The organism is Dyadobacter sp. CY351, from assembly GCF_021502625.1.
Lineage (GTDB): Bacteria > Bacteroidota > Bacteroidia > Cytophagales > Spirosomataceae > Dyadobacter > Dyadobacter chenhuakuii.
Genome location: NZ_JAKFFU010000008.1, coordinates 131,908 through 146,517, shown reverse-complemented (window position 1 = coordinate 146,517; position 14,610 = coordinate 131,908). Strand labels below are relative to the sequence as shown.

Below are 14,610 nucleotides of genomic sequence, written 5' to 3'. Positions count from 1 at the left end.
ATTCCTATAAACCATTTTTTATGAACAATCGCCGGTCCTTTTTCCGAAAGAGCGCGGCCATCGGCTTTGGTGCCTTCGGCCTGAACAGTCTTTATAACGAACTGCACGCAGAAAGTTTTAGTGAAGCCGAGAAGCTTTGGAACGACAACAGTGCAGATAATGAAGATTATTGGTCGGTAATCCAGGATGCTTACACGGCGAGTAAAAGCGACATTATCATCCTCAACAACGGCGGCGTCTCGCCTTCGCCCATTGCCGTGCAGGAAGCTTTGGAAAAATACAACAAAGCGGCAGCGCAGGGACCTTCTTACTACATGTGGCGGATTATGGATAAAGGCCGCGAGCCGCTTCGGCAGCGTCTGGCCAAACTGGCCGGTTGCGACGCAGAGGAAATTGCCATTAACCGGAATGCTACGGAAGCACTTAACACCATTATTTTTGGCTTACCGCTCGAAAAAGGCGACGAGATCATTGGCACCATTCAGGATTATCCCAATATGATCCAGGCCTGGAAACAAAGGGAAATGCGCGATGGACTGGTTTATAAACAGCTGTCATTTGATTTCCCTATTGAAAATGACGAGCAGATTGTGAAAGCTTTTGCCGACGCTGTTACACCCAGGACCAGGATAATTCACGTAACCCACATTATCAACTGGGTAGGGCAGATTATGCCGGTGAAAAAGATTTGTGATATGGCGCATAGCAAAGGCATCGAGGTGGTTGTGGACGGCGCGCATACATTTGGTTTGCTGGATTATAAAATCCCTGATCTGGATTGCGATTATTTCGGAACGAGCTTGCACAAGTTTTTGAGCGCGCCGGTTGGAAGCGGTATGATGTGGGTAAAGAAGGATAAAATAGAAAAAATATGGCCATTGTTATGCAACAGCCAGCCTAAGAGCAAAGACATCCGCAAATTTGAAACATTGGGGACACGCAGTTTTTGCATAGAGCAAGCCATTGGTGAAGCCATCAATTTCCAGGAAGGCATCGGTTCCAAAAGGAAACAGGAGCGGGTGCATTATTTGAAAAAATACTGGGCTGAAAAAGCACTGCAGATCCCTGGCGTGAAAATCCATACATCACTAAAACCTGAATATTCCTGCGCCATAGCAGGTGTGAGCATTGATGGAATGAAACCAGAAGAGCTGGACAGCAAGCTCATGAAAGATTACCAGATCCACACTGTCGGAATAAACTGGGAAAACATTCATTGTGTGCGGGTTACGCCTCATGTTTATACCAAAATCAGTGACCTGGACAAGCTTGTGGGAGCTTTGGAAAAGATCGCTAAAAAAGCCTGATGAAAGGATTTTTGCGTTATCTTTAAGATCATCAGCTTAAAAACCCAATCACATGACCCAATTACGAAAGGGCTCTTTCCTCAAAAGGGCCAAAGATATAAGCATTAGCAGCGCCTTGGCAATCACCATTTTATCATCCGGAATCGGGATGACGGGATGCGGTTCCAGCGAAGATGAAGAAGCTTATAGTTACGAGGAAACCACCTATTCCAAAGGCATCCGCTCACACATTAAGGAGGTTAAACCCGGAGAATTTAAGATTACCGACGAAGAAAGCGTAGATGCGGACAAGTCCGTTGCCATTGTCACTTACCTCGACGGCCACACCGACTCGCTCAGCACAACTGCCGCCAAGGCATTGATCGATGACGAGATCCGCAATAACCAATCATCTGTGGGGCACCATAGTGGCTTGTCTACCATGCTGTTATACGGAGGAATGGGTTATATGCTCGGCAGAAGCTCCAACAATGCATACATGAACAATTACCGTGGGAATGGCAGTGCGGCCAGAGGCTTTTACAGCGATCCGAATGTTTATAACAAATCGCAAAGCGCTGTTCAGCAAGCAAATGCTTCCCGCAGCACGCGCATGGTAACGTCCCGTCCTAAGGGCGGCAGAAATGGTTTCTTCGGACGTTCCGCAGGCAGAAGCGGAGGTTAAATTTATAAAACATGATTCAATTAAAATCGCTAGCCAATCATCCGGAAAAAGCGCTGCAAAACGTAGGCTGGGACTGGATGCTTGGTGCCGACACGGCTCCTTATGTGGTCAGTGACGTTGTGGTTGTCAGCGAAGAGCAGGCAATCCAATATTACGAAGCGGCGGGGACGTTATATGAAATGCTCATCGAGGCTGGGCAGTATACTATTGATAACCAGCTTTTTAAGGAAATGGGCATTCCTGAAAACCTGGTAGAGCTTATTCAGCTTTCGTGGCAGGACGACCGCCACATCCATCTTTACGGCCGCTTTGACCTTGCTGGGGGAATCGATGGTGAGCCAGCCAAGCTGATCGAGTTTAATGCGGACACCGCAACCTGCATTCCCGAGACCGCTGTTGTGCAATGGGCGCATCTGCGGATGAACGGGCTAGATGAATCGCAGCAGTTTAACACCCTTTACGAAACGCTTGTTAATCAGTTCCGCTATCTCAAAGAGGCTAACAATGACCTGGACGCTTCTATTTTGTTTTCCACAATGCGCGGTTATCCCGAAGATGACACCAATGTTGCCTTACTGACCGAGGCTGCGCGGGAAGCAGGATTTGACACGGATTTCGCTTATGTCGAGGAAGTTGAGTTTTCAAATGGAGAAGGCATTTTTAAAATGGTGCCTGATTCCAACGATTTTCTGCGGTTCGATTTCTGGTTCAAGCTTGTCCCTTGGGAATATATCGGAAATGATGAGCCGGAACTCGCCGGAATGCTGACAGAAATTGTCAAAAACCGGAAAGCAGTTATTCTCAATCCTGCTTATACGTTGCTATTTCAGTCAAAATATATACTGAAAGTCTTGTGGGATCTTTATCCCTATCATCCGCTGTTGCTCCAAACCGAGCGCTATGCATTGCCTCATAAAAAGTCGGTGCGTAAAGTGCTCTTCGGCCGCGAAGGGGCTAATGTTTCTATTTTGGAAAAAGGCGGAGAAGTGCTGGAAACGGTTGAGGGTGAATATGATGACCAGCCAAAGATCTATCAGGAATATCTTGATTTTCCCACCGATGGCGCTGGAAATTCTTATCAGGCCGGCGTCTTTTATGCAGGTGAAGCTTGTGCGCTGGGCTTTCGACGGGGTGGCCGCATCCTGGATAACAAGGCACAATTTGTGGGCCATTTGGTAAGCTAAACGATTGAATATGACCGCAGACTAAACGGATCGACCGTTTGATAATCATTGTGTGTAAATATCGTTTTGTCTGACAAAGTTTGTGAGATCGTTAGGGCAGCATCAGCGCATTCCGACAATTCTTAAACAAAACCAGTCATGATACACGAGAAAATTTTTAAACTTAAAAGTGGACGGGAAGTCAAGGTCATAGTAAAAGGTTACTTCCTGCACGACAATCCGCAACGCAGCACAGAATATGAGATATTGATCAGGGAGCCGAAAGAAAAATACTTCCGTGCACCGATCGGGATTAATCATCCGCAGTTTTGGAAACTCAAAAGATTGTCGTCGCAACAAGCGAAATTACTTGTCTTAGAATATAGCGGGATCTCCCAGCGGCAAGTCAATCAGGCAGTTGCAGAATTTAATACCGTATTAAGTTTCCCTGCGGCGCAGATAGGCTTACAGTTTGAAAGGGAATTAGTTTAAAACTCAATTGCATTGCCGGATTTGTAAAAACATCACAGTTTAAGCAAATCAATTTCACATCGGATTTTCACTTACAAAGCGGGCAGATAACTTTCATTTAAATGAAGTTATTTTGTCCGCTTTTATATTGTTAAGGCGTTCCGGTTTAAGATAATCGCCACATTTCCTGCTTTTAAAACCTTTCTCTCTAATTGTGCTGTAACGTTGATATTTTAGGTTAAAAAGCATATAAGAATTGCTTTTAAGATAAGCTCAACGACATTACTTAACGTTATTAAAAATCATGCAAACCGGTTTTAATGCACAAGTCGCAATTATTACAGGCGCCGCCTCGGGCCTTGGACTTGTAATCGCTCACAAATTATTGAATGAAGGCGCCTATGTTGGTCTTTTTGATGTGAATATAGAAGCCCTCCGGGAGGAATTTATTGGCAATCCGGACAAGGAAGAATTTGTGAGCGTGGATGTGACCGATCCGGCAATGGTTGAAAAAGGTGTGGAGCAGGTTGTTGCCCGCTTTGGCAAGATTGATATACTGATCAACTGCGCGGGCATTACAGGTGCCACAAATATAAAAAGCCATGAGGTGGATCCGGAGAACATGAGAAAGGTTTTTGAAATCAATTTCATGGGCAGTTTTAATACTTCAAAAGCCGTTTTGCCCCATATGCTCGCCAACGGTTATGGCCGCATTTTACACATTGCATCCATTGCGGGAAAGGAAGGAAATGCAGGGATGCTCGCTTACTCGGCCTCCAAAGCAGCCGTCATAGGCATGGCCAAAGTGCAGGGGAAAGAATATGCGGAAACCGGAGTCAGCATCAATGCATTAGCCCCGGCAGTGATCAGAACGCCGCTCGTGGAGGCTATGCCCGACACGCAAGTGCAGTACATGACCGACAAAATTCCCATGCGCCGCTGCGGAACGCTCGAAGAAGCCGCTAATATGGCTGCATTCATTGTTTCAGCAGAAAACAGTTTCACCACCGGCTTCACATTCGATCTCTCGGGAGGAAGGGCCACTTACTGATTTTCAGTATTTTTTGCTATTCGTATTGCTTTTTATACATTTGCATATTCCCACTGAATTTTAATATTACAACATTGCGCAGGATTTTATCCATACTGCTTCTTGGGTTGCTGCTTTACAACATGGTAGGCTATTCGATAGTTTACCTGTCGGAAGAAACGCATACCATTAGCGAGCGCGGAAAAGACCTGATTCAGCAGTCGGATCATTCACAGGACATTGTTATTAAAGTGCCTGTTGCGGTTCCATACCAGACCAACTGGGATGCACCGGAACAAGTGGAAGGCCAGATTTTGCATGAAGGGCAATATTATCAGATGAAAAGCCGCCAGCTGATCAATGATACCATGTATGTGCATTGCGAGTACGACCAGGGAGCGCGTGAGCGTTTCAGTGACCTGGCTACGAAAATCAATGATCAGGTAACAGGCAATGCATCTAATCCACAGAAGGGTTCACATTCGACCATCCTCAAAAATTTTGTAAAAGAATACATGTCCCAAGACAGGAAACATGTGTTTTATTTGCTTGAATGGGCACCCGCCCGCGAAGTTGCCGTTTCTTCGGTGCAACTTCATTTTTCAGAAAGACATTTTACAATTCCCTCGCCGCCACCCGATCTGGCTTAGTAATATCATTTCATTATCTCCTTTTTGACCTCATTTCATCAGAAATGCAAATGTCGGCTTTGAACCGAAATCAGCGCCTGTATGCTGTTTTGGGTCCATTGAACCAGGAGAAGAAATCTTTTACTAACGACAGATTTTCTTAAAAATGGCGCATATCACATTGCCCGATGAATCGCTTCCGGGGATCGTTGGCCTGTTCAATTTCCGTCCCGAAACGGCTTCTTCCCTTCGCTGGCTGGCAGACACCTTGTTACGGGGCGAATCCCCACTTACCAGCGGCGAACGCGAACTTATTGCCGCTTACGTTTCCCATCTGAACAACTGCCGGTTCTGCCACATGTCGCACGCCTCGGCTGCGATGGCGCATTTGTCGTGTGATCTCGACCAGATCGCAGATATCCGCAATGGTTTTCAGGAAATTCCGGTCACGCCTAAACTGCGAGCGCTACTCCAAATCGCTGCCAAAGTGCAGCAAAGCGGTAAGGAAGTTTCCGAAGAAGACGTTGCTGCGGCAAGAGCCGAAGGGGCCATTGACCGCGAGATTCATGACACGGTTTTGATCGCAGCGTCATTCTGCATGTTCAACCGCTACGTAGATGGACTAGGCACATGGGCGCCTCAGGAAAACGAAGATTACCGCGCAATGGGACAACGTATGGCCTTCAAGGGTTATATTCCTTCGGTTGAGCAAACAGCTGAATAATTTATCCAAAACCATTTTCACTCAATAGCAATGCCACATATACCATTGCCGGAACATTTGCCGGGAATAACAGGTCTGCTCGAATACAATAAGGAAACCGCCGCGCCGATCCGTGCGCTAACGCAATTCCTTTTGCGTGGTGAATCCACATTAACACCCGGAGAAAGGGAGCTGATTGCGACCATCGTCTCGCATAACAATGCATGCAAGTTTTGCACTGCTGCACACACTGCCGCCGCTGATCTGCTGATCGGCAACACCGAAACCTGCGAAATCATGAAGCAGGACATTGACGCTGCGCCGGTAAGCGACAAAATGAAAGCACTATTAAAAATCGCCAGACAAGTGCAGATAAGCGGGAAGGCCGTAACGCCCGAAGCCATTGCAGCTGCGAAAGACAACGGTGCTACGGATCTCGAAATCCACGACACCGTGCTCATTGCCGCCTTGTTTTGCCTGTACAACCGCTATGTAGACGGAATGGCCACGATTGCGCCATCCAATCCTGATTTTTACCAAGGCCTCGGCCAGCGGCTGGTCGACCATGGCTATAACCGGCTGGCCAATGGTTACGATCATTTGAAACAACAACAACCCTCTTAAATCTGACTCCTCTATGAAAAGAACTTTACTTTTGATGTTTTCAATCCTCTGCGTTTTGTTCATGCAAAATGCAAAGGCACAATCCACGCAGCTTTCGGGGCACATTACGGATAACGACACCCAAAAGCCGCTTTCAGGCGTTTCTGTGTCGGTTAAGGGAAAAAATACAGGTGCTATCACGAACGGTGACGGCCTGTTTGAATTAAAAACCAGTGTGCCTGCCACGCTGGTGATTTCGCTGATCGGTTATGCGCGTCAAGAAGTGGAAGTTGCTTCTGCGCAGGCTATTAATGTGAATCTTGTTCCGGCTGCGGAAGAGCTTAACCAGGTTGTGGTTTCGGCCTCACGGGTGGAAGAGAGCATTTTACGTTCGCCGGTGAGCATTGAAAAAATGGACTCCCGGGCGGTGCAGCAAACACCTTCCGCCAATTATTTTGACGGGCTGGTCAATATGAAATCGCTGGATATGGTTACCAGCAGCCTTACTTACAAGCAGATTAATACACGTGGATTCAACTCAACGGGTAACAGCCGTTTCCTGCAACTGGTGGATGGCGTTGATAACCAGCCTTCCGGACTTGGTTTTGCGATGGGAAATCTTTTTGGCCCGCATGACATCGATGTGGAAAGCGCAGAGCTGATTCCAGGCGCGGCATCCGCGTTGTATGGCCCGATTGCTTTTAACGGCATGCTCAATACACGCACCAAAAATCCATATGAATATCAGGGACTGAGCGCACAGACAAAATTCGGCGTCAACCACATTGGCGACGGAACGGGCATGGGAGCGAAACCCATGTATGACCTGGCCGTTCGTTATGCCAAAGCATTTAACAACAAGTTTGCCTTCAAAGCTGCTGCTTCCTACCTGAAAGGAACCGACTGGTATGCAAATGATTACACCGACATTGACCCCAACACACCCACAGAAAACCGAGGCCCGAATAATCCTGGCAGAAACGCACTGAACATTTACGGCGACGAAGTCGCACAAACCATTCCGAGCATCGGCCGCGTTTCGCGAACAGGTTATGAAGAAAAAGATCTTGCGACTTACGGCGTTTATAGCCTGAAACTGCTCGGCGCATTGCATTACCGCATTACTGACAAGCTGGAAGCCATTTATCAGGGAAACTTCAATCAGGGAACGGCTCAATATACGGGTAGTAACCGCTTCGTGATCAACGATTTCAAATTCATTCAACATCGGTTAGAGTTGAGAGGCAGCAACTTTTACGTGCGCGCTTACTCCAATCAGGAACGCTCGACAAACTCTTACAACACCCGCGCGCTGGGTCAGCACATCAACAGGACCTGGGTGAAGGATCTGGCTGGAAATACAGTTTCGCCCGACAAAGCGGATGCAACCTGGTTTGAAAGATATACAGCTGCTTACAATGGCGCCATTGCCTCAGTAGGAAGCAAAGATCATTCACTTGCCCGCGCTTTTGCGGATCAGGGCCGCATTCTGCCGGGATCCAGTGAATATGAATCGGCCAAAGACCGTCTGATCCAGACACGCGGACTGGCAGGAGCCGGAATTCTCAGCGAATGCAGCCTGCGTCATGTGGAAGGCATGTATGATTTTAGTTCAGCATTGAAATTTATCAACTTCCAGGTAGGCGGCAATTACCGTAAATATTACCTGAATACAGGCGGGACGCTGTTTGATGATAAAGACAAAAACCTCACCAATGAGGAATACGGCGTTTTTGCTCAAGCATCCAAGTCGTTCTGGAAAGATGTTTTAAAGCTGACCGTTTCTGGCCGTTACGACAAGAATGAAAACTTTGACGGTCGTTTTACACCGCGCGCTTCGGCGGTGATTTCTCCAAATGAAAACCACCATTTCCGGGTTTCTTACCAAACCGGCTTCCGCAATCCTACCATTGGCGATCAATACATTAAGCTCAATGTAGGCCCGATCATCATTCTGGGTGGTGCGCCGGTGAACTCTGCCGGGCTCAATGCTTATGAAAACTCGGTGACCATCGCTTCTTTTGGTGCATTTGCAAGTGCATTCGGAGCGGATATGGCGAAAGGAACACCGTTTCCACAGGCGGTTGCCAACAACAAAGACAAACTGGTGAAATCCAATGTTCCTTACATTAAGTCCGAAAAAGTGAAAAGCTATGAGATTGGTTATAAGGGGATTATTGCCAAAAAGCTTTTGTTTGACGTCAATTACTATCACAGTCAGTACACTGATTTTATGATCAATACGGTGGTGGCGAGAGCGAAATCGGATATCCTTTTGCCGGATGGGAAGGTGAACCCTGCGGCTGCTGCCGAATTGCTCGGAGCGGACAGACAACTTTTCCAACTTTACACCAATGCGGCTGACAAAGTTTCCATCCAGGGCGTAAGTGCCGGACTGACTTATTCACTGCCCAAGAACTACAAGATCAGTGCAAACACAACCTGGATCGATTTCAACATTGGCGATGCGGACCAAAACAACATTCCGGCTTTCAACACGCCTGAATGGAAAACCAACCTCATTTTCGGCAATTCAAAACTGACCGAGAAAATCGGCTTCAATGTGGCGTGGCACTGGCAGAGCAGCTTCGACTGGTATGGCACATTCACAGAAAACGCGCCTGGAAAAGTGAAAAGCTACAACCTCCTGGACGCGCAGATAAGCTATCGCATTCCGAGCCTGAAAACGATCGTGAAGCTGGGCGCGGCGAATCTGACAAACCAATACATTGTGCAAGCATACGGCTCTCCTGCGGTAGGCGGACTGTATTATGTAAGTCTCAATTTTGATCAGCTTTTCAGATAATAACGGCTGCTACGAACATGGAAACATTGGAATTGACCAATCTGGAAAAAAAGAAAACAGGCTCAAAATGGCTTGCATTTGGCTTGTGCGGAGTGAGTTACATGCTGAGCGGGACAGTTTCCACATTAATGTCGGTTTACCTGCCCGTGGCGATTCCCGAGCTGAAAGGGCAGGCCGTTTTGCAAGCCGAGCTGGGTGAGATCGGTGCTTATGTGAATGCCATATTCCTTTATGGCTGGATGGTCGGCGGTCTGTTGTTTGGTTTCGTGAGCGACCGCATCGGTCGTGTCAGATCATTGACATTGGTCATCGGCCTTTACGGAATTTCCACTTGCCTCGTTACCATTGTTCCGGACTGGTATAGTTTGCTGGCCCTGCGGTTCTTTGCGGGCATGGGCATAGGCGGGGTTTTGCTGCTCACAACGGTTTATATCTCGGAGATCTGGCAGGATAAAAACAGAGCAGTCATGCTCGGGATCCTGGCCGTTTTCTTCCCGGTTGGCATTGTGACAACGGGCAGTCTCAATCTCATTTTTTCCGATTGGAGGAGCGCTTTTGGCGTAGGTTTTATCCCTGTTATCGTATCCGTGCTCGTTCTTTTTTTACTCCCCGAATCAGATAAATGGCGCTCAACCCGGACGCATGTCGATCAACCGGAAGGGCTTTTCAACAAAAACAACCGGGCTAATCTGCTTTCGGGCTCGCTGATTTTCGGTTCCGTGCTCATCGGGCTTTGGGGGATCTTTTCCTGGCTGCCTACCTGGGTTCAGACATTGCTCACGGCTGGTCAGGATGGCCAGAAGGAGCGGGGGCTGGTGATGATTTTACTGGGTGCGGGCGGCATCACAGGCGGTGTTTTTTCCGGAATGCTGATCAATAAATTTGGTAAAAAGGCCACATTAATGTTCACTTTCGGCACCTGCCTGCTCATGTGCAGTATTTTGTTCCTTACCAACAGCACATTTTCAAACAAAATATATGTAGAAACGGCCGTGCTGGCTTTCTGTTTCGGGATCAGCCAGGGCGCGTTGTCAAGTTATATTCCTGAGCTGTTCCCGGTTTCGATCCGGGGAACGGCAACGGGCTTTTGCTTTAATGTAGGGCGGTTTTTTACGGCCACGGCGGTGTTTTTTATCGGCTCGCTGGTGGCGGTCCTGGGTGGTTTCGGGAATGCATTGCTTGTGTTCACGGTCCCTTTCCTGGTTGCGTTCCTTGTTACTGCCAGAAGCAAGTAATAAAAATATTATCATAGGTTAATAATTAGGCAAACGGATTTGCCATATGGCGAATCCGTTTCTTTTTTTTTCTTTTTATTTGTTTCAATCTTTTGATAAACAGCATTTTATATCAATGAAAAAATTACTCTACCTGGGCATTATCGGCATTATCTTCTATGAGATCGCAAAGGTGTACTTCATCATGCCCATGCCCGGAAGCCAGCAGATGAACAGCATCGACATCGCCTATTTTCTTCACACCTGGCGCTGGGCGTTCCGGATCGTGTTCTGGCTGATGATCATTGCTGGCTGCACCACGGCATTAATGGAAAAAAGGAAATGGATCACCGTTATCCTGCTCATGGCGGCGGGCGCGGTGACTTATGGCACCAACTACGAAATGGCCGCCGACACCATGTTCTACCAGCCTTCGCAGGTGATTTTACACAATGCTTCCCAGAACAAGGTGCAGGACGACCGCCTGGTTATCGGCGTGGAAATTAATGGCGAGGCCAAGGCATATCCGATTCAGTTCATCGGTTACCATCATCAGGTGCGGGACGTGCTGGGCGGAAAACCTGTGATTGTCACCTATTGCACGGTTTGCCGCACAGGAAGGGTTTTTGAGCCCATTGTAGAAGGCAAGCCGGATGCGTTCAGGCTGGTAGGAATGGATCATTTCAATGCTATGTTTGAGGACGAGCGCACGGGGAGCTGGTGGCGGCAGGCAAACGGTGAAGCCATTGCCGGACCGCTGAAAGGCCAGATGCTGCCCGAACTTCCTACGACCCAAACAACCGTTTCACAATGGCTCAAACTGCATCCCAACAGCCAGATCATGCAGCCCGACCCAGCTTACCAGGCCAAATACGATTCCATGAGCCGTTACGAATCCGGAAAGGGAAGATCGGCGCTGACCAAAACAGATACAACGGCCTGGAAGGATAAGTCGTGGGTGGTAGGCGTGCAGGCGGGCAAGAACAGCAAAGCTTACGACTGGCATAAATTGTTAAAACACCGGGTGATCAATGACCGTGTGGGAGTTACGCCGGTGGCGGTTGTGATCGCGGAGGATAACAAAAGCTTTTTCGCTTTTGAAAAGGAATTGGGACAGGAATTCGAGATTAGAAATGACACTTTGTACGCTCAGAATAATGCTTACAACCTGTTGGGAAAACGCGTTTCGGGAGAAGGTGAGGACTTGAAACGGATCAATGCTTACCAGGAATTCTGGCATAGCTGGCGCACCTTTCACCCTGATACACAGCAATATTGAAGTTTGAATTAATATTTTAAATAATGAACATTAAATCTACGCTGATTACGCTGGTTGTGCTGTCGGGAATTTTTAAAGGAGCCGCATTTGCGCAGGAAAAGCAAAACGAAAAACAGGATGCCGACAAAGTCCTGGACCTGAAAGAGGTTACCATTGAAGAACGAAAAAATATCATCCATACCGAGCGCCTGCCTGATGTGCAGAACACTTACATCCATGCGGGGAAAAAGAGTGAAGTGATCCAGTTGGGTGGAGTGAATGGCAATATTACTGAGAAAACGGGCAGGCAGATTTTCGCCAGAATCCCCGGTGTGTTTGTCTATGACATGGACGGCAGCGGCAACCAGATCAATATATCCACACGCGGCCTCGATCCGCACCGTTCCTGGGAATACAACATTCGCCAAAACGGCGTCATTACCAACTCTGATATGTACGGTTATCCTGCCAGCCATTACAGCCCGGCTATGGAATCCATTGAGCGCATTGAGCTGGTAAGGGGCACCGGGTCGCTACAATACGGTGCGCAGTTCGGTGGGATGATCAATTATGTGACCAAAGGACCGGATACGACCCGAGCATTTTCTTTCGAAAGCATTAATTCGGTAGGTTCGTTCGGGCTTTTCAGCTCCTATAATGCCATTGGCGGTAAGGTCGGTAAGTTGGTTTACTCGGCTTATTACCAGAAACGACATTCCAATGGATATAGAAAAAATGCCAAATCAGATGCGGGATCGCAGTTTATAAGTCTTGCTTATGAATTTAATCAATCTTTGCGCATCAAGGCAGAACTTGGACGCTCTTCTTATGTTTACCAAATCCCCGGCCCGCTCACCGACGCCATGTTCGCTGCCGATCCGCGGCAATCGACGCGTTCGAGAAATTATTTTAACCCCGACATTTACATTCCCTCCATTGTCCTTGACTGGCAGATCAGCCCGGCGACGCAGATGAAATTGACCAATTCCGGTGTTTATGGAGCGCGTAATAGTGTGATGTTTGATGCATTTGCCAATGTTCCCGACACGATCAATGCGGCTACGAAATCTTACAAAGCGAGGCAGGTGGACATTGATAATTTCAAAAGCTTCACTTCCGAGCTGCGGATGCTGCATCATTACAATGTGGCCGGTTTCAAAAATGTGCTTTCGGGCGGTGTGCAGCTCATGCACAACAACCTGCGCAGAAGGCAACTTGGCAAAGGCACAACGGGCAGTGATTTTGACTTGACATTAACCGACCCGGTTTTTGGCAGGGACCTTTATATGAAGACCAATAATGTGGCTGTCTTTTTGGAAAACATGATTTACCTGACGCAGCAATGGACCGTTTCGCCGGGCTTCCGCTACGAAAACGGCGCGACGGATATGATCGGAAATATCAGTTATTACGATCCGGGAGACCTTCCTAACAAAATTAAACATCGTTTTCCACTGTTTGGGATCAGTTCGCAATACAGGCTCGATGCGCAGAACCGCATTTATGCAGGCATTTCGCAGGCTTACCGGCCGGTGGTTTTCAAGGACATTATCCCTGGATCTATTTTGGAAAAAGTGGATAAAAATCTAAAAGACGCCTATGGTCATAATGTTGAAGCGGGCATTAACGGAAGCACCAAAAACCTGCGCTATGACATTGGTGTGTTCCAGGTTTTGATCAACAACAGGATGGGAACCGTTTCCATGCGCGAGGGTGCTAACGCATACATTCTGCGCACCGTCACAGGCGATACGCGCACAAGGGGCGTGGAAGCATATATCGAATATGTGCCGCTTCGCATCAATACATCATCTACACCCACGGAGCTTTCTATTTTCACTTCAACCTCTTATTTTGATGCAAAGTATATCAAAGGCAATGCAGTTGTAAATAACGAGAACACCAGTGTCGCCGGAAATAAAGTAGAAGGCGTGCCCACCTGGATTTCCCGGAACGGTATGCAGCTTTTGTATAAAAAACTATCGGTAACCTGCCAGTATAGCTACGTAAGCGCCAATTTTGCAAATCAGCTGAACACGATCGAGCCCTCTGCGAACGGCACAGTTGGAAAAGTCCCTGGCTACGGGCTCCTCGACCTCAATGCCACATGGCATTTGGGCGGCAATTACACATTGCGGGCTGGCGTAAACAATGTTACCAACAAGCAATATTTCACCAAAAGGCCCACCATGTATCCCGGCGCAGGGATATGGAGTTCCGATGGCCGCAGCTTTGGACTTTCGTTTGGGGTGAAGATTTAGGTTCTTTTGCAAAATTTTGCCTGGCATTATTTTAATATCTGCTATTACAAAAACGACAAACTATCATGGCAGATAAAACGCTGAAAGACGTAAGTGAAGTAATGAAAGATATTGATCTTTGTATGCTTACCACCACCACAACCGATGGTATGCTGGCTTCGAGGCCGATGAGCAACAACGGGGAAGTGGAATACGACGGTAATTCCTATTTTTTTACATGGGAAGGCTCGCGGATGGTCAGTGACATTGAGCTGGACAGCAAAGTGAACCTAACGTTCCAGGGGCAAAAAGACATTTGGATCTCGGTTGCAGGAAAAGCGGAGGTGAGCCGCGAGCGTGAGGATATGGAAGAACATTGGGTAGAGGAGTTGAACCAGTGGTTTGAAGAGGGGCTGGATACACCCGGCATTGCAATGATTACCGTGAAAGCCAAAAGAATAAAATACTGGCAGGGTGAGGAAGAGGGAGAAGTAAAGTTATAATTTTTATATAAATGCTTTA

General features: G+C 47.6%; 13 protein-coding genes. All 13 read left to right on the top strand.

Annotation, left to right across the window (positions count from 1 at the left end):
* Window positions 1-20 precede the first annotated feature (20 nt).
* Entirely contained in the window at window positions 21-1,307 is a 1,287-nt protein-coding gene (locus L0660_RS16795; protein ID WP_233797408.1) for an aminotransferase class V-fold PLP-dependent enzyme, read from the top strand.
* A gap of 52 nt (window positions 1,308-1,359) precedes the next feature.
* Window positions 1,360-1,971, top strand: a complete 612-nt coding sequence (locus L0660_RS16790) for a hypothetical protein (RefSeq protein ID WP_233797407.1) — start codon at window positions 1,360-1,362, stop codon at window positions 1,969-1,971.
* An 11-nt stretch (window positions 1,972-1,982) separates the two neighbouring features.
* Entirely contained in the window at window positions 1,983-3,155 is a 1,173-nt protein-coding gene (locus L0660_RS16785; RefSeq protein WP_235160438.1) for a glutathionylspermidine synthase family protein, read from the top strand.
* A 138-nt stretch (window positions 3,156-3,293) separates the two neighbouring features.
* A complete protein-coding gene (locus tag L0660_RS16780; RefSeq protein WP_235160437.1) occupies window positions 3,294-3,626 on the top strand; it encodes a hypothetical protein in 333 nt (110 codons plus the stop codon).
* Window positions 3,627-3,909: 283 nt separating this feature from the next.
* Entirely contained in the window at window positions 3,910-4,656 is a 747-nt protein-coding gene (locus L0660_RS16775; RefSeq protein WP_235160436.1) for an SDR family NAD(P)-dependent oxidoreductase, read from the top strand.
* Between the two features lie 74 nt (window positions 4,657-4,730).
* Entirely contained in the window at window positions 4,731-5,285 is a 555-nt protein-coding gene (locus tag L0660_RS16770; protein WP_235160435.1) for a hypothetical protein, read from the top strand.
* A 145-nt stretch (window positions 5,286-5,430) separates the two neighbouring features.
* On the top strand, window positions 5,431-5,988 hold the full coding sequence (locus L0660_RS16765; RefSeq protein WP_235160434.1) for a carboxymuconolactone decarboxylase family protein: 558 nt from the start codon (window positions 5,431-5,433) through the stop codon (window positions 5,986-5,988).
* A gap of 30 nt (window positions 5,989-6,018) precedes the next feature.
* Window positions 6,019-6,591 (top strand): carboxymuconolactone decarboxylase family protein, encoded by a 573-nt coding sequence (locus L0660_RS16760; protein ID WP_235160433.1) that lies wholly within the window; start codon window positions 6,019-6,021, stop codon window positions 6,589-6,591.
* Between the two features lie 13 nt (window positions 6,592-6,604).
* Complete coding sequence (locus L0660_RS16755) at window positions 6,605-9,376, top strand: TonB-dependent receptor (protein ID WP_235160432.1); 2,772 nt, start codon at window positions 6,605-6,607, stop codon at window positions 9,374-9,376.
* A 17-nt stretch (window positions 9,377-9,393) separates the two neighbouring features.
* Window positions 9,394-10,611: an MFS transporter gene (locus tag L0660_RS16750; RefSeq protein ID WP_235160431.1), complete on the top strand. Its 1,218-nt coding sequence runs from the start codon at window positions 9,394-9,396 to the stop codon at window positions 10,609-10,611.
* Window positions 10,612-10,726: 115 nt separating this feature from the next.
* The gene (locus L0660_RS16745) at window positions 10,727-11,869 is read left to right on the top strand and encodes a DUF3179 domain-containing (seleno)protein (protein ID WP_235160430.1); all 1,143 of its coding nucleotides are present in this window, start codon (window positions 10,727-10,729) and stop codon (window positions 11,867-11,869) included.
* A 23-nt stretch (window positions 11,870-11,892) separates the two neighbouring features.
* Window positions 11,893-14,109, top strand: coding sequence for a TonB-dependent receptor domain-containing protein (locus L0660_RS16740; RefSeq protein WP_235160429.1), 2,217 nt, complete (start codon window positions 11,893-11,895; stop codon window positions 14,107-14,109).
* Between the two features lie 65 nt (window positions 14,110-14,174).
* Window positions 14,175-14,591 (top strand): pyridoxamine 5'-phosphate oxidase family protein, encoded by a 417-nt coding sequence (locus tag L0660_RS16735; RefSeq protein ID WP_233797396.1) that lies wholly within the window; start codon window positions 14,175-14,177, stop codon window positions 14,589-14,591.
* Window positions 14,592-14,610: the final 19 nt, after the last annotated feature.